At 71.5% G+C, this 19,909-nt stretch carries 7 protein-coding genes; 3 read left to right on the forward strand and 4 right to left on the reverse strand.

Going from position 1 to position 19,909, the window contains the following annotated elements:
• Positions 1-16: 16 nt before the first annotated feature.
• Entirely contained in the window at positions 17-2,650 is a 2,634-nt protein-coding gene (locus tag ACWCPW_RS11770; protein WP_449761393.1) for a right-handed parallel beta-helix repeat-containing protein, read from the reverse strand.
• A complete protein-coding gene (locus ACWCPW_RS11775; protein WP_449761394.1) occupies positions 2,647-11,259 on the reverse strand; it encodes a hypothetical protein in 8,613 nt (2,870 codons plus the stop codon). The genes ACWCPW_RS11770 and ACWCPW_RS11775 overlap by 4 nt, the downstream gene beginning before the upstream one ends.
• A 183-nt stretch (positions 11,260-11,442) precedes the next feature.
• Here ACWCPW_RS11775 and ACWCPW_RS11780 point away from each other — a divergent pair, with 183 nt between their 5' ends.
• From ACWCPW_RS11780 to ACWCPW_RS11790, 3 genes are all read left to right on the forward strand, one after another.
• Entirely contained in the window at positions 11,443-12,459 is a 1,017-nt protein-coding gene (locus ACWCPW_RS11780) for a serine/arginine repetitive matrix protein 2 (protein WP_449761395.1), read from the forward strand.
• 137 nt (positions 12,460-12,596) lie between these two features.
• Positions 12,597-12,905 (forward strand): hypothetical protein, encoded by a 309-nt coding sequence (locus ACWCPW_RS11785; protein ID WP_331771957.1) that lies wholly within the window; start codon positions 12,597-12,599, stop codon positions 12,903-12,905.
• 52 nt (positions 12,906-12,957) lie between these two features.
• A complete protein-coding gene (locus ACWCPW_RS11790) occupies positions 12,958-13,296 on the forward strand; it encodes a WXG100 family type VII secretion target (protein WP_449761396.1) in 339 nt (112 codons plus the stop codon).
• A 78-nt stretch (positions 13,297-13,374) separates the two neighbouring features.
• On the opposite strand, the gene ACWCPW_RS11795 is transcribed toward ACWCPW_RS11790, so the two are convergent.
• Together ACWCPW_RS11795 and ACWCPW_RS11800 are read right to left on the reverse strand one after the other, a co-directional pair.
• Positions 13,375-18,069 (reverse strand): FtsK/SpoIIIE domain-containing protein, encoded by a 4,695-nt coding sequence (locus ACWCPW_RS11795; protein WP_449761397.1) that lies wholly within the window; start codon positions 18,067-18,069, stop codon positions 13,375-13,377.
• A gap of 77 nt (positions 18,070-18,146) precedes the next feature.
• Entirely contained in the window at positions 18,147-19,898 is a 1,752-nt protein-coding gene (locus ACWCPW_RS11800; RefSeq protein WP_449761398.1) for a hypothetical protein, read from the reverse strand.
• Positions 19,899-19,909: the final 11 nt, after the last annotated feature.

A 19,909-nucleotide genomic window follows, 5' to 3' on the forward strand; every position in this document is an offset into this window, starting at 1 on the left:
GGGGCGGTGTGCGCCGTCAGTCGGAGCCGACCAGTCGTGGCAGGTCCAGCTCGTCGAGGACGACCAGTTGCCGTTCGTCGGGCGTTTCGATCTCGGCCATCCGCATGGCCTGACGTTCGGTCATCTGCTGGAACACCTGGCGCGCGGTCCGGCCGTTGCCGAACTGCGCGCCACGCGGCATCGCGGTGAACAACTCGCCGAGCGCCTCGCGCGCGGGAACGCTGAGTTCGTAGCGGTGCCGGCCGGCATGGTGCTCGACGATGCGCACCAGGTCCTCGGCCGAGTAGTCGTCGAACAGCAGACTGCGGGTGAAACGCGAGGACAGGCCCGGGTTCGAGGCGATGAACCGCTCCATCTCGCCGGGGTAGCCGGCGACGATCACGACGACTTCGTCCCGGTGGTCCTCCATGAGCTTCACGAGCGTCGCGACGGCCTCGCCGCCGAAGTCGTTCGCGACCCCGGCGGGCACGAGCGCGTACGCCTCGTCGATGAACAACACACCGCCGCGGGCACGATTGAACGACTCGGTCGTCTTCGGACCGGTGTGCCCGACGTATTCGCCGACCAGGGAGCTGCGGTCGACCTCGACCAGATGGCCGCGTTCGAGCAGGCCCAGCGCCTTCAACAACCTTCCGTACAGGCGGGCGATGGTCGTCTTCCCGGTGCCCGGATTGCCCGCGAAGACCAGGTGACGACTCAGCGGCGGAGCGGGCAGCCCGGCCTCCTGACGCATGCGCACCGTCTGCATCAGCTTGACCATGCCGCCGACATCGCGTTTGACCCCGCCCAGTCCCACGAGTTCGGCGAGTTCGGCGAGCAGGTCCTCCAAGGTCTCGGGCGGCGGCGGAGCCTCGCCCGACTCGGCCAGGTCGACCGACACCGGCGCGCCGACCGGGGGCGGGCCGCCCGCCGTGGCGGCGCCGGCCACGCCCCCGGGCGGCGCCGCGGATTGGCGCGGCGTCCGCGTGGACGCCTCCGACAGGGTGGGCAGCGAGGCCGCGGCCACCCGGACGGACACACACTCCTCGAACACCGGGCGGGCGCCCTCGCTGTGGCCGACGTCCCGCGCACAGTCGAAGACGCGGCAGCCGACGAAGCGCGGTTCGGCGTCGCGGCCGATGTGCAGGGCGGGGTACGCGCACGCCGACAGGTCGCTGTGTTCGATCACCCCGCGCGCGCCCTCGCCGAACACGATGCCGTTCTTCGCGGTCCCCTCCACCCGGATGCCGCGCACCGTCGGCTCGGCGCCGCGCCCCACCACCAGTCCGCTGCCGCCGACCGCGAAAACGCCGCCGCCGTCCATCCGCAGCCGGGCACCGGCGTCGACGCTGACACCCGCGCTGCCCGTCTCGGCGATCCGGGTCGCGTACAACGTGGCGACCGCGTCCGTGCCGATCTCGACACCCGTCCTGCGCTGCCCGCTCACCACGCATTCGCGCAGTTCGCAGGCCGCGGACGAGCGCAGCCGTACGCCCGTCTCGCCGCCCTGGATCCGGCCGGCGCGCATCGAGAGCGCGGCCTCGTCGGCCACGTGCACCCCGCACATGCTCGCCCCCGTGACCGTGGTGTCCACGACCTCCGCCTGGGCGGACCCCACGACCGCGAAGCCGTGTTCCTCGCTGCCGTCGAGACGGCAACCGCCGATCCGGGCGCGGGCGTTCCCACCGAGGTGCACCGCGGTGAATCCGGTGCGGGTGATCAGCGACGCGGTCACCTCCACCTCGGATTCGCCGAGCGCGACGACGCCGTTGGCGGCCGGGGCGGCGATCCGGCAGCCGTGCGCGGTGAGGCGCGCCGTACCGCCGACCGCGACCGCGCTGCCCTGGGCGTCGGTGATCCGGCAGTCGTCGAGGTGGACGCGGGCCTCGTGTTCGGCCTGGACGCCGCTGCGCCCGGCGTCGCGGACGCGGCAGTCGTCGAGGTGGACCTCGCCGCGCTCCTCGACCAGGACGCCGTTGCGTCCGGCGCCGTCGAGCGTGCTGTCGCGGGCGAGCAGTCGGGCGTCGCCGCGTACCCGCAGCGCCGAACCGGAGGTCTCGCGCACCCGCAACCGGTCGGCGATCAGCACGGCGTGGCCGGACAACACCACGCCGACGCCGTCGATGGTCTCCAGGACCGTGTCCTCGACGCGGGCCCGGGCGTCGCCGTCCAGCACCACCGCGGCGTGTCGCGCCCCGCGCAACCGGGTCCGGCGGATCAGCAGGACGCCGCCACCGGTCGGGTCGCCGAGGTCGGCGTCGAGGGTGTCGGCGAGCGCGAGCGTGGCGTTCCGCACGTTGCCGCTCGCCTTCGCCGAGCCGAGTACGTCCACGCGGCCGCGGTCGAGTTCGCACGCGTCCAGGGTGAGGCCGGCCGCGTCCTCCACCCGGACCACCGGCTCCGCCGGATCGGCGCCGCGCAGGACGAGGCCGCGGACCACGCAGCCGGGGGCGGCGACGGTCAGGGCCGCTCCGGCCGGCGGGCGGAGCACGACCGTTCCGGCCCCGTACTCCGGACGCAGCACCACCCGTCGCTCCAGCCGCAGGCGCTCCTCGTACTCGCCGGGCGCGACCAGGATTTCGGCGCCGGCGGGCGCGGCGGCGAGTGCGGCCCCGATGTCGCGGTGGGTGCCTCGGCCCCTGGGGCCGACGCGAAAGACCGGTGTGCTCATCCGGTACCTGTTCCTGGCAATAGGTTGTCGGACGACGTTCCGTCGGGCACGTGACCGATCCAGCGCACGGTCGCGGGACTGAACACCAGCAGGCCGACGAGCTTGTCGACCAGCTTGCCCAGTGCGCCGATCACGAAGATGTCCATCGGCCCCTGGCGGTGGATCCACCTGCTGCCGACCAAGTGCTGGACCAGGGTGCGGAGCGCGCCGACCGAGACGGTGTCGAGAGCCCCGCCGACCATGGACGCCAGGCCGGCCAACGCGGCGTCGCCGCCGGTGAGCTTGATGATCGCGCCGTCGGCGCTGCGGACCCCGAAGATGGCGGATTGCGACGCACCGCTGACGAACCCGGCGAGCGCGCCGGTGCCGAGGCCGAGGGCGAACTCGTAGGTGCCGCCGCGCCACCGCACCGGACGCTCGTTCGCCCCCCACTCGGTGTTGTGACTGTCGTCGTTGGGCCGCCAACTCCCCGGCATCCCGTAGTCGATGTTCGACCAGTGCACCTTCCAGCCGCCCCGGTTGAACGCCATGTGCGCCGCCGAGACGCTGCCCTTGGTCATCGAACTCAACGAGGCGCCGAACGCTGCGCGTCCGACGTCCACCATGCTCAACGCGCCGCCGGAGATCATCCGGACCATGGACAGGACGACGAGGTTCATGGCGAAGTCGAGCAGGAACTCGTGCGTCATGTCGATGCCGATGGACTGGATCGCCCGAAGCGCGAACGGCGCCGGGACCGCCTCGCCGTCCACCGACGGACCGAAGTTCCAGCGGTTCGGCTCGCGGAACGTGCGGTTGAGCGCGCGGTATTCGTTGGCCCAGCCGGTGAAGTGCGTCTCCCGTCCGATGATGGTGTCGACGCCGTTGACGTCGTACTCGTGGATGTACCCGGGGATCGTGCGGTCGTTGACGACGGTGACGCCGTCGACGTCGTAGCGCCGCGCGTGCTTGTTGAAGTTGTTCGTCTCCAGGAACGTGCCGTCCGAGAGCCGGATTTTCACCTGCGAGAGGATGCCTTGGTCGGACTCCTGCCACACGTGCCGGTCGAACGCCGTGGTGGGCGACGGGCGGAAGTCGCGCACCCGGAACGGGCTGTCGGTGAGCAGGTCGCGGACCGCGTTGGTGAACCTGCGCTCCGGGATCTCCTGGACCACCTGGTTGTCGAGGCTGGTGATCCGGTCGGACCACCGGGCGCCCTTCGCCCAGCCGGGGAGCCGGTTGCCGTCCGCGTCGAACCAGTGCCGGACGCGGTCGCCGACGCCGTCGCCGAAGGACATCACGTTGCCGTTCGGGTCCAGCTTGTTCCAGTGCCAGACCTCATTGCCCCGGGCGTCGACGCCACGCCATGCCACGACGCTCAGACCCTCGCCGAGTTGTCGATGGTCGCGGATGAGGTTGCCGGTCGCGTCGTAGTCCTGGAACGACTCGCGGTCGAAGTGCCACGGCGTGATCTGTCGCTCGAACGCGGTGGTGCGGATGCCGCCCGTCTCCGGGTGGGCCGCGTCGTGCCACCGGAACTGGCGGGTGTTCGCCCCCATGGTGCCGACGATGTCGAGGTGCCCGGCCCCGTTGGGATCGGGGAAGGAATCCGAGCGACCGACGACGACGCCGTGGTGGTCGTACATCGTCCAGTCGCCGTTGTGGGCGTCGATGGAGGTGCGGGTGTTGGGACCCGCGCCCCCCGCGCCGTCGTTCGGCCTGGGCCGGTAGTCGATGAACGTGCCGTCGTCGAAGCCGGTCCGGACCACGGTCCACGGCTTGGCGCCCGGGGTGTACCAGTCGCCGTCGGCCAGGTCGTCGGTGACGCGGTCCTGCCAGGTGACGCGCTTGCCGCCCACGCCCGGGGTCGGGACGAAGTCGCCCTGTACGAACGTGCGGTGGCCCTGGAGGCCGTCGGCGCCCTCGGACCAAGGGAGGTAGTTCGGCCGGTGTGGCACCGGCTGTCCCATGTTCGGCCCCGCGTGGACGGCGGGCAGCCGTACGTCGCCGACGGTCAGGGTTTTGCCGCCGAGCAGGGTGCGTGTCTCGCGGACGATGTCGCCGTTGCTCGCGACGTCGATCACGGTCTTGTTGTTGGTGGTGAACTGCACGCCGCGGGTGCCCGCGCCGCCGCCCGCCGGCTCCTGGGTCCACGTCGCCACGCGCAGGCGGTTGTCCTTGGCCAGCCACTGGTGCCCGCTGAGGTCGGTGGTGCGGATGTCGGAGCTGAACATGTTGCGGAAGAACACCGGAGGCCGCTGCTCGGCGAACCGCTCGACCTTGAGGAAGTCGCCGTTGAGCAGGGTCTTGCCGAACCCGTTGACGTTGCCGTCCGGGTGCCGGGAGACGAAGTCCCGCTTGGGGATGCCGTCCGGGCCCATCTCGACCTGGTGGTAGCGGCGCACGTCGTGCAGACCGAACTGGAAGCGGCCGTACTTCTCCTGGGAGGTGAGGAGTCGGTTCGTGATCGGGTGGTTCATCTTGTCGGTCCAGCCACGGCCGGGACCCCAGTGCCGGGTTCCCGAGGCGATCTGCCCGAAGTCGGCGTCGTACCGCACCCAGGTGGTGTCCGCGAAGCTCTGTCCGGCCGGCACGGTGTCCAGCTTGGCCAGCACGTGGCCGCCGTCCGCGCTGAGTTGGAAGTGCCGCACGCGGACGTCGAAGCCGAACACGCTCTTGACGTCGAACCAACTGCGCGTGCTTTCGCCCCAGTGCCGGGTGCCGTGCTGCACCAGGGTGCCGTTCGGGGTGAACTCGGCCCACGGTCCGCGCTGATTGAACCAGCCGAAGGTGCCCAGGGTGGCCGTCGAGTGGTGCGCGTCGAGCATGCCGCCGTCGGGCAGCCGGCGACGTTCGAAGACGGTGACCTTGAGATGGCTGATCAGGTGGACCCGGCCCGCCGCCGCGCCCTGCATGTCGACCGGGCCGCCCTCGAACCACTTCCGGGTCGGCGGAGCGGGCACCGGCACGCCGTGCGCGTCGGTCTTGACCAGCGCCCACGTGGGATCGCCGTCGGCCGGGTGGGTGATCGCGAAGTGCCGGTTCGGGTGGATCCCGCCCTTGGCGTCGACCATGTCGACGCGCTGGAACTCCAGGCGCCCGCCCGCGTCGAAGAGCCGGAACTCGCGGGTCTGCACGCCGATGCCGTCGATTCGGTATCCGCCGCCCGGTTGCGGGATCGCCCGCAGGCCCGGGATCGCGTCGAGGTTGCCGTCCAGGATCCGCGGGTTGCCCGCCGTCGTGTCCAGGAATCGCGTCTGTCCGGGCTTGCCGACCCGTGCGTCCGACAGCCCGATGCCGTCGAAGCGGTGGACGCCGGCGCCGTCGCTCACCCGGAAGACGGTGATGTGGCCACCGTCGTGCGGCACCTGGTGCGGGGTCGCGGTGAAGTCGAGCCCACCGTTCTCGTCGAACAGGCGGAACCCGCCGTCGCCGGCGCGCACCTGGAACCCGCCGCCGTCGCGCGGGTGCACGGTGATGTTCGGGATGTCGACGAGGTCGCCGCCGACCAGGGAATGTGCCCCGCCCGGGTGCACCCGGACGTTCTGCGGCAGGCGCGCGCCGTCCGCGTCGCGCAGGCGCAACACCTGGAAGTCGAACTCGCCGGTGTTCGAGAAGACCCGGATCGACGGCGATTCGTGGCCGGCGACCTGGAGGGTGCCGTCGGGGCGGGTGTGCACCGAGAAGCCGAGGTTGCCGCCGTCCGTGTGCTTGACGAGCGGCAGCGGGCCGGGCGCCGGCGCCCCGACGGCCCCTGCGGCCGGGGCGGGGTTGAAGAAGACGAACTCGCCCGTCGGAGCCCCGTCGGGGCCACGCAGGCCGATGGCGTCGAAGCGGTGCTCGCCCCGCGGGCCCACGACGACATGGTCGGCGTCGTCGAGGATCCGGAAGCCGTCTCCCCGCAACCCGCTCTGCCGCACGACGTGTGCGTCCGGGACGGGGCCGAGTCGTCCGTCGACGAGGGTGACGGCCCCGGCGGCGTCGACCCGGACGAACCGGCCCGCGAACGGGCCGCCGACCACGTGGATCGCCTGGTACCGGCGCACGCCGTCGAGACCGTGCGCGGTGAACGACCCGCCGGGGTCGGTGAGCCGCAGTTCGTCGCCGACCCGGGTGATGGTCAGGTTCGGATCGGGTACGCCGGCCTGGTTGCTCGGGTGCGGCACCGGCACGTCGGCGGTGCCGACCGGCGTGTGTACGTACTGCCCGACCGACGCGTCGCCGACCCTGAGTTCGAGGACGTTGTGCGTGCGCGCGCCCGCGCCGTCGACGAGGATCGCGCCGCCGCGGTACTTGACCAGGTACCCGCCGCCGTGTTGCGGTGTGACGCTCGTGTGCGGCACGGTCGTGCCGTCGCCTCGGGTGAGGTGCGGGATGCCGCCGGCGTTCTCGGGCATCCGGATGAACCCGCCGGGGGCACCGCCGCCGGTGAGCGGGAGCGCGGTGTGCGAGAACGCGCCCTGTGGCGTGTGCACGTCCACCGTCCCGTGGGGTTGCCCGTCGGGGCCGGTGCGGGTGATGTGGAACGTGTGGTCGACGTTGGCGACGGTCGTGGTCGTGGACGGCGTACCGTCCACACCGCGCGGGGCGGGCAGCGGGTTCGCGGCGCCGACCGGGGTGAAGACGTGCAGCCCCGTTCCCCGGTTGTCGGCGGTGGTGAGGGTGACGACGTCGTGTCTGCGGGCGCCTGTGGCGTCGACGTGGAACTGCCCGCCCGCGTGCCGGATCCGGAACTCGCCGCCCACTTGCGGGACGACCCGGGTGTCGGGGATCGGCGTGCCGTCGGCTCCGGCCAGATGCGGTGTGCCGACGTGCGGCGAGCGGATGTGACCACCGGGCACGCCCGGTCCGTCGATGCCGCCGAGCGGAAGCGAGTCGTGCGAGAACCGGCCGTTCGCGCCGAAGACCCGGACGGTGGGACCGGCGTCGGTGGGGACGACATGGAACATGCCGTTCGCGCCCGGCGGCACGGTGACGGAGCCCAGGGTCCTGGTGGCGCCGGCGTCGACGAGGGAGAGGGCCCCGCCGTCGTCCGGGGTCAGCACGTGCATGGGCAGCACGTGGCCGGTGGAATCGGTCAGCCGCAGGCCGCTGTGCGAGGGCGCGCCGGTCGTGCGGTCGTGGATCCGGAAGCCGGTGCCGGTGGGGATGTTGACCCCGGTCGCGCCGACCCGTACCGGTGACCCGCCCGGGTTGTGCACCTTGCCGTCGGCGTCGAAGTGGGTGATGCCGAGGGGTTGGTCCTGCACATCGACGCGGATGACGACGAGGTTGCGGTCGAAGTCGCCGCCGCTGAGCGTGATGCGCCGCTCGATGTCGACGAGTCGGCCGCCGGCCGCGGACATGTCGAAGTCCCAACGGCGGATCTCGACGTTCGCCACCACGTCCTGCTCGACGCGCACGATGGTGTTCCCGGTCGGTCCGGTGTGGTGCGAGGGCATCAGCGGGGGTCCGTCCGCACCGCCCACCGTGCGGATTCCCCCGATGCCGTCGGCGCCGAGGCGGACCTCGATCCGGGTTCCGGGCAGCCCCGGGATGTCGATCAGGTGCGAGCCCGGGCCGGTCGTGGCGCCCGGGCCGGGCACCGTCGGCACGGTCGTGCCGCCACCGAGGGTCGTCGACCCGGTGATCGTGCCGGCCGGGGGCATGGCGGTCAGCTCGACGGACTGTCCGGGGACGGGGCCGGTCACGCGCGCGTCGATGATCTGGTCGTCGAGGAGCCGGTGGTTGTTCAGCGCGCTCAGTTCGTAGTCCCACCGGTGCACGCCGCCCGCGAAGGCCTGTTCGATCCGCAGGATCTGTTGCTCTCCGACGGTGATGTGGTTCGCGCTGATGTCGGTGCGCCCGCCCGAGGCGACGTGGATGTCGACGAGTCGGTCCGCCCGGGAGCTCGGCAGCACCCGGACCTCGACGCCGCCCAGGCCGGGGATGTTGTTGAAGGTGTGCGCGAAGTCGTACCGCACGTTGTTCACCATGAACACCGTGAGGTCGTCGGCCGCCGGGCGCAGCGTGGGGAAGTGGCCTCCGGAGGCGGGGACGCCGACCACGGCCTCGGGGCCCACCGGCGGGGTGTCGCCCGGTCCGCCGCGCGGCGACAGGGTGCCGAGCGTCACGCGGCTGCCGTTGACGTCGACGTGTGTCGTCGCGCCGCCGGCGCCCTTGAGGTCGGCCGGGTTCGGGGCCGGCGCGGTGGGCGAGGCGTCGGCGTGCCCGCCTCGTACCGGGGGTATTTCGACGGTACCGGTGTTCGGCGCGCCGACGCCGGGGCCGGTGTGCGGCGTTCGCAGGTCGGGCGTGCCCACCTGGGTGATGCCCGACACTGCGCCGACGTTGGGCGTGGCCGGCTGTGCGACGTTGGGTACGCCGCCGAGGTTCGGGGTCGCGACGTGTCCGAGTCCCCCGGTGACGCCGACCCCCGGCGTGGAGACCTGACCCGTGTGGGGTATCGCGCCCACGCTCGGCGCCTGGACCTGCGACGTGAGCGGGACCGAACCGATCTCCGGGACACCGACCCGGGCGCCGTCGTGCAGCCCCGTGACCTGCGGGGTGGAGAGGTCGGCGGAGGAAACGGCCGGTACGTCGGCCAGTTGTGCGCCGACGGCGGGCGGTTTGAGGTCGCCGAGCATCTGGCCCGGGAACGCCCCTGCGTTGTGGCCGAGGGTGGGGGCGAGGGACCCGGTGAGGCCGGAGACGGGTGTGGTCGACACGGTCGGGAGATTCACGTGCGCCGGCGTCGGCGTCGCCACGTTGGGCAGCGCGGCGGTGCCCGAGTGCGGGAGCGAGACGTTGCCGATCTGCGGGAGGGCGACGCTCCCCAGGCCTTCGACCTGGGGGAGGGTGATCGAGCCGGTCGAGGGCAGGTCGTGCACCAGCGCGCCCGATCCCGGCAGCCCGACGTCGACCTTGGGCAGCGCGTTGGTGACCGTGTCGAGGTTCGGGATGCTGATGTGGCCGAGCGAACTCGCCGGTGCGTTGAGCCCGCCCGTGCCCAGCGCGGTCACGCCCGTCCCGGTGACGGCGGGCGGGACGCCGAGTCTGCCGCCGAGGTCCAACGTGCCGAGCCCGTTGAAGGAGAACGGCGGCAGGTCGACGATCTTGGCCCCGAACCCGGTGAGCGGCGCCACCGCGCCGAGGTTGCCGCTGTTGGCGAGATAGGTGTCCAGGCTCGGGAAGGTGCCCGCGTGGAACCCGTCGCCGAACGTGCCGAGCGAGGGGACGTTCACCATGCCCAACTCGCCGAGCCCGCTGGTGAACCGGGTGGACATGGGCGGCATGTCGAAACCGTGGCCGAGGGGTCCGTTCTGCAGCGAGTTGAGCCCGCCGATGTCCACATGCGGCAGCTTCCCCAGGCCGCCGCCCGATCCGAAGGCGGTGAAGCCCGCGTGTACGCCGCCGGTGATCTTGGAACCCGCGCCGATGAACTTGCCGTCGATGAAGGCGCCGTAGCGGTACATGTTGAACATGCCGCGGTCGATGAAGCCGATCCGGAAGGCGAGCCCCAGGCCTTGGCCCATCTCGTCGGCCGCCACCGGCAGGAACAGCCGCAGACTCTTGAAGCCGCTCAGGCCGCTCGCGATCGAACCCCCCAGCCCCTTGAAGGCGTTGACCGTTCTGACGATGCTGCGCAGGCCGAAGAACGTCTTCGCGCCGGCCAGGTTGATCACGGTCAGGTCGGCGCCGATCGGGAAGACGCGGATGCCGCGCCCGACATTGACGCCGAACATGGAGAGTTCGGGTATGTGGGTCAGGGCCGGACCCAGCTTGATGCCTTGGATCCCGCCCTTGATCCACGCGCCGCCCGCGGCGAGCGCGTCGTCGATACCCAGCCCCATCCGACCGAGCAGGCCGAACGAGTTGGCGCCGCCGCGGAAGAAGGTCTTCGTGCCGGCGAGGCCGCGCGTGCCGGTGCCCTTGATGACATTCCACAGACTGCCCAGGTGCAGCCCCTTGGTGGTCGGGGCGATCATGCCCAGGATGCCCAGCACGAGCTCGGTGACGCCCGCCTTGCCGTGCGCGAAGTCGATCGCGGTCTTGATCATGAGCGCGACGTTCAGGGCGATGGACAGCAGCGCGACCACGCCACCGAGGAAGATCGCCGGGACGACCAGGAACATCGCGATCCAGGACAGCGCCTTCCAGAACTCGTCGCACTCGTCCACGGGGGAGGCGATGGACTCGGCGGCGGCGTTGAGCGCTCGCGCGGCGGTGTCGGCCGCGTCCTCCAGGGTGGTCTTGGCATCCGCCGCGGTGGCCTTGTGCGTGTCCCGGCCGGCGTCGTCGTCCTCGGCCAGCGCGGCGGCGGCGGACAGGGCCGTGTCCGCGCGTTGTTGCTGCGCGCGCATCACGGCGACGTAGATCACCAGGGCGGCGCGCACCTTTTCGTGCGCCTGCTTGTACGTCGAGATGTAGTTGCGCAGATTGCCGTCGATGACGCCACGCATGGCGTCCGCCGTCTTGCCGATGAAGACGGTGCTCGCGGTGTTCTTGACCTCGTTCAGGCCGTTGTCGATCTCCCGTGCGAGATCGATGAATTCGAGTTCCGCGGCGATCACGCGGTCGATCCGGCCGGGGTCGCCGGGGGTGGGGTCGCGGTCGAGACCGAGCGCACTCCAGTCTCCCGGACGAGCCATCGAGGTGCCCCTTTCGCTCGATCGTGCAACCACGGCCGCCTTCTGTACGCGCCTTCCTCGGGAGAGGTTCAATCTTTCTCCGAGTAACGTCGTTGAACCTCCATCGGTTGCAACGCGTACAGAAGTGGAGGCAGTTCGAGGAGCGGTGCACGACGCGGGCTCGTCGAGGGACAGGAGGTCGAAATGGTCGATTTCGCGGTCGACTACAACAACCTGTACACGATCCAGAGCAAGCTCCGAAATCTTGCCAAGCAGGCCGATTCGGGCAGTGGCGGAGCATTTCGGGAGCTCGGCGAGGCGGGGGCCGGCGAACGCAAGGCGTGTCTGGGCACGTCGAGTCTGTCGTACGCGTTCAACAGCTTCCACCGCCATTCGAAGTCCCGTACCGGCAAGGCGAAGGAAGGTCTCAACCAGCTCGCGGACACCTTCAAGGCGGTGTCCGACCGGTTCTTCGACGCCGACCAGCGGATCGCCGCCGGGGCCGGTCTGATGACCGTGGGTCTGGGTCTCGACAAGTGGCGGAACATCAAGGCGACGCACGACAAGTGGGTGGCGGACAAGGCCAAGTGGGACGCGTACCTGGCCTCGATCGGCGCCACCGACTACTTCCGCGACCATCCCGACGAGAGAATCCGGTCGGTATGCCACGCCCCGGACGCCCCCGCGTGGTGTGCCGCGTGGATCGCCAAGGGCGAGGACGGCGCACCTCCCAACCCCGGGAAGGAGCCGCCCAAACCCGACGACAAGCCCCCGACCTCGTACCACCACGAGGACAAGGACGGCAAGATCGACGTCAGCGTCGAGCTGGACAAGGACAACAACGTCGTCAAGGAGACCTCGAAGATCACCACCTCGCAGGGGCAGAGCTACGAGACGATCACGACGTACAAGGGCCCCCCGGAATGGGTCGAGATCCCGGACGGCGACGACAAGGGCAACGAGCCGGACCGGATCGACGTCCGCGACTACACCATGACCACCAACTTCGGTGACGGCACCTCGAGTACGGCCGTCTTCACGATCAACCAGGACGGCAGCGGCACGATGATCTCCACCGCCGACGGCAAGTCCGAGCACTACATCCGGGACGGACCGAAAGGCAAGTGGAAGCCGGATCCCGCGTACGCCGACAGCGACTCCGGTCGCGACAAGGAGACGGGAACCGGCACCGGCGACAAGGGCAAGAACCGCATCATTTGACCTCCGCCCCGCGCCCATCGGCGTTCACCCGCGCACTCGTGCCCGCCTCCGCACCGACTCCCGTTTCCGTTCCGTTCCCGCTCTCGTTTCCCGCTTCCGTTCGCTTCCGTTCGCTTCCGTGACCGAGGAGATTCGCCGTGGCCGCCAACATCAAACTCACCTACGCCGAGATAACCCGGGTGTCCAATCTGTTGGACAACAGTGTCGACCATACGCTCGTGCCCCGGATGAAGGAGGCCAAGGACGAGGTGGACACCCTGCTCACGCAGAACCTCGTGCTGACCAAGGCCAGTCCGGCGTTGCAGACCCAGTACGAGAAGTTCAACACCGCGCTCACCCAGGCCACCGAGAGCATCAAGGGCTACGCGACGCAGTTCCGCCAGATCATGACGTCTGTGCAGGACCTGGACAAGGACATCGCCGACAAGGTCAACTCGCCCCAGTAGCAGCCTGCTTACCCCTACCGGCAACCGACAAGCGACCCCTTGGGAGGACCGCATGGCCGATATCCACGTCGATGTGGACGAAATCGCCCGCGGCGCAACGAGAATGGCTGCCAAACTGGCCGACATCTCCAAAGAGCTCGGGGACCTGGAGACGGCCGTGAGCGGTCTGCTTCAAGACGGCCTGGTGTTCGAGAAGGCCAGCCCCGCCCTGACGGAGGCATACAACACGTTCAGCGCGCAGATGAAGTCATCCGCGAAGAACATCGACTCGTACGGCCAGAACTTCCGGGAGATCGCGAAGTCGCTCACGGATTCGGACGACAAGCTGACGACCGAGATCAGGGCCGCCATCGACAAGATGAAGGCCGACGCGGCGGCCCAGAAGAAGTAGCCGCCGGAAGGGCGGCGAGCGGCGCACACACCGCCGTTCGCCGCCCCGCCTCGCGCGGGTGCCGCGTGCTCCCGGCCGTCAGCCGTCCAAGACCGTGAGCGGCACCTGCACCGCGATCGCCGACCCCGCGTCGCCCGCGGTCCAGCCCCGGCCCGGGCCCAGCGACGCGCGGACCTGCTCGGCCGACAGCCTGACCCCGATCAGGTCTCCCTCGCCCAGGGTCTTCGGCCCCAACAGCAGGCCGCGGCGCGACCTGCGGGCCATGCCGACCCAGCCCAGCGAACTCATCGACTCCGCCGTGCCGGCCAGCAACAGCCCCTGCCCGCGGTCGCGGCCCGACGTCGCCAACTTCCGCAGCACCGAGTCGGCGTCGCACGCCAGCATGAGATCCGCGTCGTCCACCACGACCACCACCGGCTTCCCCTGTACGGCGGCCAACGCCTGGTTCAATTCCTCCGGGGACGGATCGGGGTCGGTCAGCACCTGGGCGAGGCCGTGCGCGGCCAGCTTGCGCAACTGTGAGTCGCGCGGCGTGAGCACGATCAGATGGGTCCCGCTCATCAGCAGCGACACGCACATGGCGGCCAGCGCCGTGCTGCGCCCGCTGCGCGGCGGCCCGGTGACCATGAACGACCCGGCGCCGTCCGCGAAGTCGTAGCTCAGCGGTTCGACCGCGTCGCCCCCCACGCCCAACAGGGCCCGCAGCGGCGTGCGCAGCGCCTGCGGCACCCGGTCGTGGGCCTCCTGGAAGCCGATCAGCGTCGGCATCTCGTTGACCCGGAACGGCCGCCGCACGCCGGGCACGTTGGTGTCGCGGATCGTCGCCCGCCGAGCCAGGTCGCGCATCGCCTCGGCCTGGTCGCTCTGGTCGCCCGCGGAGGTGTCACCTTCCTCGACGGCACCCGCGACGGAGGCCGTCGACGGCTGATCGGTCGACGGCCGGCCGAGGGACGACTCGGCGATCGAGGGCAACAACGCGATCTGGGCCTCGACCGCTCCCGGCGCGAACCAGCCGCGACCCGGGGGGACATGCGTCGGAACGCTGTTGCGGGGTATGCCGATGAGGGTGAAGTCGCCGGGGTCGGTCTGCCGCAGCAGCAGCCTGCGGTCGTTGTGCGCCGCGAGGCGTCCACCCAGCAGCAGGCGCTCGGAGGTGGCGATCACGTGGATCCCGGCCGCCTGCCCTTCGCGCAACAGCCGCACGAATTCGGCGTACAGCCGGCCGCCGTCGTAATCGTCGAGCATGTTGCTCAGCGCGTCCCAGCCGTCCACCATGAACACCAGGTGCGCGGGCCGGCGGTCCTTGGGCAGCTTGGTCCGCAGCTCGGTGATGCCCGCGCAGTCGTGCTGCGCGATGAGTCGCTGTCGCAGGGTCAGTTCGCCGGACAGGCGGGTGATCAACCGTTCCATGCGCTCCGCGTCGTGGCGCGAGACCACCGCGCCGCAGTGCGGCAGCGCCTCCAGCACACCCAGCCCGCCGCCTGCCGCGTCGATGGCGTAGATGTGCACATCCGAGCAGGGGATGGTGAGGGCCGCCGCGCCCGCGATACTGCGCAGGACCTGGGTACGGCCCGAGCGGGGTGCGCCGATGATGTACAGGTGCCCGAAGGTCGCGAAGTCGATCGCGGCCAGCCGTCGGGACTGCAACTGCGGGATGTCGAGCAGCGCGTAGGGGACCATCGGCAGCGCGCCGGGCTCGGGTTCCGGGATGGCCGGCAGATCGTCCAGACGCAGCCGGCCGTCCAGCGGCGGGAGCCAGGGACTGGGCAGCGGCCGGAAGTCGGGCAGTCGGTCCGCCGCCTCGCGCAGCGTGTCCACCAACGCGCGCAGATCGGTGGGCTGTTCCTCGGACGGCGGCGTCGTTGCGCCCTCCTGCGGGTCGGTGTGCGAGTCCGGACCCAGGCCCGAGAGGTCCAGCGGGCGGCCGAGGCGCTGCCAGCCGAGTCGCACGCCGCGAACCGGCCGGGTCGCGGCGACCTCGGCGACCGCGCTCGGGATCGCACCGGGCCGCTCCGCGCCGACGAAAGCGGTCTGGAACGGCGTGGGCGCGCCCTCGCCCCGGCGGACCAGCGCCCGACCCGGATTGTTCGGCGAGATCCCGGCGGCGTCGCCGCTGTCGATGATGTCCTGGCTCTCCGAACGGTCGGTGACGCGCAGGGCGATCCGCAGGTTGGTGTTGGCCTTGATCTCGTTGCTGACCGAGCCGCCGGGCCGCTGGGTGGCCAGCAGCAGGTGCAGGCCCAGTGACCGGCCGCGCTGGGCGAGGCTGATCAGACCGGGGACGAAGTCCGGCAGTTCGCGGACCAGGGTGGCGAACTCGTCGATCACCAGGATGAGTCGGGGAAGCGCGGGCAGTCGCGGATCGCGCGAGCGCTTGAGCCGGTACTCGGTGTGGTCCTTGGCCTCGACCTCGTTCAGGACCGTCTCGCGGCGCCGGAGTTCGGCATCCAGGGAGGCCAGGGCACGTTTGACCAGATGACCGTCGAGGTCGGTGATCATGCCCAGTGTGTGCGGCAGTTCGGCGCATTCGCGGAACGCGCTGCCGCCCTTGTAGTCGACCAGGACGAAGGTGAGTTCGTCGGGCCGGTTGGCCGCGGCGAGCGAGGCGATCACGGTCTGGAGCAGTTCCGACTTACCCGAGCCGGTGGTGCCGCCGATCAGGCCGTGCGGGCCGTCGCGGACCAGGTCCAGCCGCAGGGTGCCCTCGTACCCGGCGCCCAGCACGAACGTCGTGGACGCCGGGCGGCGCGCCCACTCGCCCACCACGACGTCGGCGTCCGGCGGCTCCTGGCCGATCAGCGGCAGCAGCGCGACCTCGGCCGGCAGGCCCGAGTCGCTCTCCACGGTGACATCGCGCATCGGCGCGATCGCCCGCGCGACCTCCTCGCACCAGGCCGGGTCGACCAGATCGGCCCGTACGTCCGCCACCTCCGGAACGTGCGACGCCTTCACGTTCAGGCGAGCGCCGTTCGCGGTCACCACCGCCGTGCACTCCTCCGGCAACTGGTGTTCGCGTTCCTCCAGGCACAGACTGAACACGCGCACGGCCGGTCCGGTCGTCAACACCTCGATCACGCCGGGCACATCGCGCAGCCGGCGGGCGCCGTCCAGGATCACCAGGACGTCCGGCACCCGCAGCAGCGTGCGGCCCAGCGCCGACTGCGCCGAGTCGACCCGGGTCTGGATGTCGGCGATCAACTCGTTGACCCGATGCGCGGTGCTCTCGGGATCCGTGCCCAGCCCCACCACCGCCGTGCCCGCCCGGCCCGGCCGCAGGTGCGGCAACCAACGGACCCACTGCCACGCGTCGGCGTGCTCGTCCTCGGTCAACACGACGATGCGCACGTCACGCGGGCTGTGCAACACGGCCGTCTGGATCACCGCCCAACTCGCGATCCGGCGCGGCGCGGACCCGGGGCCGCTGATGCCCAGCACGCCGAAGTCGGCCATCTCGACACCGAACGGCACATCGGCCAGCCGCCAGTTGACCTGCCGATAGTGCGTCTCGCGCGCCTGGTCGTCGATGCGTTTGAGCGACGCGCGGGTGAGCGTGCCCAGCCGGATGGTCATGTGGTCGGTGTCCCGGCGGCGGCGTTGCCACAGACCCAGCCCCGGCCCGGTCGCGGTCAGCAGGACCGCCGCGGGATCCGGGAACGTCGCGTTGCGCAGCCCGCGTTCTTCCACGGTCGCGCGCCGCATCTCCAGTTCCAGCGCCGACCGGCGGATCCGGAAGACCCGCTTCGCCTCCTCGTACTGCTTGCGCCCGCTGCGCCGACCGGAGACCCAGTTGCCGAGCGCCATCACCGGTGTGAAGAACACGAAGACGACGAAGAACAGGCTCCGGAACAGGAACATCATCGCCAGGCCCATCACGAGCGGGGCCATCATCATCAGGAAGGGGAACGGCCGCTTGGTGTTGTCGGTCGGCGGACCCATCATCCGGATCGACTCGCCGTCCAGGTGCGGCGCGATGCGCGGCGGCCGGTTGTACTCGACGCCGAGCCCGTCCGCCGACGCGCGCACCGCCGCCCCGGGCTCGTTCGGCGGGCCCAGGCGCAGGAGATGCTCGCCGAGCGAGAGGTCGGCGTACGTCGGCCAGGGGAGCGAGCCGTCGTCGGGCGGTGGAAGGCAACCGATCGGCGGCAACGGCGGCGCGCTCGGCATGCCGTCCGGCCCCGGCGGCGCGGGCTCGGTGGAATGCCCGCCCGGGCCGCCCTCCTGCGTCCCGGCCGGCTCCTCGGCGGTGAGGGGCGTACCGGTGATCGCGTCCACGGGCGGCGGCGGGGTGAGGCTGCGCAGGCCGCACCGGTCCTCGTCCGCGTCGTCCGGCAGCGCGACCGTGACGGATCCGTTCGTGGCGACCGTGATCCACGTGCCCTGCGGGGGCGCCTCGCCGCCCTCCAGCCGCAACGCACACGCCCGGTCCGTGCCGACCTCGTGCCGACCCGGGCCGAGCCGCCACACCCGACCCGCACCGGGGCCGGATACGTGGCGCACGGTGACGAGCACCGGATCCGACCCGGGCGGCTGCCACGCGCGCGTCGCCGTCCCGGTCGGCGCGGGGCCGTCGAGGCCGATCAGCGCCCCGGTGCGGATGCCGCTCGCGCCCACGCGCACGTCGGGATTGAGCCGTCGACTCCCCAGGAACAGGTCGGCGGTGGCGCCGAGCACTGAACCGAGTTCGGCGACGGTCGCCGAATCGGGGACGTCCAGCAGGTGGTCGACGCGGCGGCCCTGCGGATCGGTGGTGGTGACGGCGAGATTCACGGGCATCCAACTCTCTCGCGGGGAGGGCGAGACGGCGGGGTAGGGAGGGACCGCGGGGGACGGTCGGGAACCGGGTGGGTGGCCTATGACGATGGGGCGCGAGACGGGGGCTGGGGGCCTCCCGTCGGGTGGTTCGCGGCGTCGGGTTCCGGTGCGGGGTCGGTGTGGGGTGCCGGGGCGGGGTCGTGGGCGGGCTCGGGCTCGCTTGTCGGTTCCGGTTTGGGTTCGGGTGTCGGTTCGGGCTCGCTTGTCGGATCGGGTTCGGGCTCGGGTGTCGGTTCGGGTTCGACAGTCGGTTCGGGCTCGGGTGTCGGTTCGGGCTCGACGGTCGGTTCGGGCTTGGGAGTCGGGTCGGGCTCGGGCGTCGGCTCGGGGACGGGAGCCAGGTCCGGGCCGTCGACCGGAGCCGGCGGCCGCGGCTTCGGATCCCGCTCCGAAGTCGGGTTCCTTCGGGCCGATACGGCGGGTGAGAAAGGCGGTTCGTGGTCCGATGCCAGGGTCGCCGACCCCGTCGCGGTCGGGGTCCGTGCGAGGGGCCGGGCCGCCGGTTCGCCGACGGGAGGAGCGGGCTCGGGGCCCGGGTCGGCGGCAGGCGACGCGGGGCGGGTGCTCCACGCGGCCGGCCGGGACGTACCCGGGGCGGCCTGTCCGCCCGACGACCGTGCGGGCGGCTCCGCGACCGGGGTACGTGCCGAGACCGCCGACGCCATGGCTCCCGCCGGTTCCGCAGGCGCCACCGGATCCGCCGTTTCCGTCCGCGCCGTCCGCGGCTGCGCGACCGCGGATCCGCCCTCCTCCTCCACGAACCATTCGGCGCGACCCGCGCCGGCCCGGGCATCCGGCGCGGGAACGGGCGGGAGCACCGGCGGAACGGTCGGCAACACCCGGGCGAGGGCTGCCCCGAGCGCGTTGCACGAGAGCACCAACGGGGTTCCGGGCACGGCGACTCGACCGTGCACATCGGTCGACAACGTCCGTACGTGGCTCCGCCCCGGCCCGCCGAGCAGCACCCGCAACGGGGGTGAATCGCCTTGCGGCTCGGCGAGTTCGGGCGGCAGCGGGTCGGGCAGTTCCGGGGTCACCAGGAACACCGGCAGGCCCAGCCGAGGCGGCGTGGCGCGGGCGGCCCGGTACGCGTCCCGTACCGGCGGTCCGGGTACGTCGCGGTGCACCCCGTCGGCGACCAGGACCTGTCCACCCGGCAGCCGCGCGTCGAGCTGCGCCGCGACGGCCTGGAACAGGGCCGGCCCCGATCGAGGATCGCCCTGCACGCACACCATCGGCGGGCCGACCACCAGGTCGAGGAACACACAGTCCCGGTCGCGTTCGCCCAAGGCGACGACCACCGGTCTGGTCCCCTCGGCGTCCGGTGTGACCGCGGGCAGCTCCGCCCTGGAAGCCGTCCACGCCCAGGGGTCGTCCGGTACCGGCCGCCAAAGGGCTGGAGGCGGCGGCATGTCCACGGCGGCGAACAGCACCGTCACCGTGGCGTCGCCGACGACGGCGGCGTACGGCTGACCGGGAGCGGCAGCGAACTTGGCCGCCATCAGGGCACGTTCCGCGTCCCGCCAGGTCGTGCTCGCGCCCAGTCGCCCCACCAGCAGCCGCACCGAGCGTCGGTAGCGCAGCCAGGTCCGCATCGGAGCACCGAACGCGTAAGCGGTCAGCGCGATTTCCCGACCCAGGCGACGCGATGCCGCCTTCCACCCACCGAATCGCATCGCGATGGATCGGATGATCAGGAAGAGGACCAGGGCGGCGGCGGAGATGCCGCCCCAACGCAGGATCGTGTCGCGGTGGTTCGCGAAGAAGTCGAGCGGATCGGTGTTCCTCATGTGCCGGGTAA

Source organism: Embleya sp. NPDC001921, from assembly GCF_053594475.1.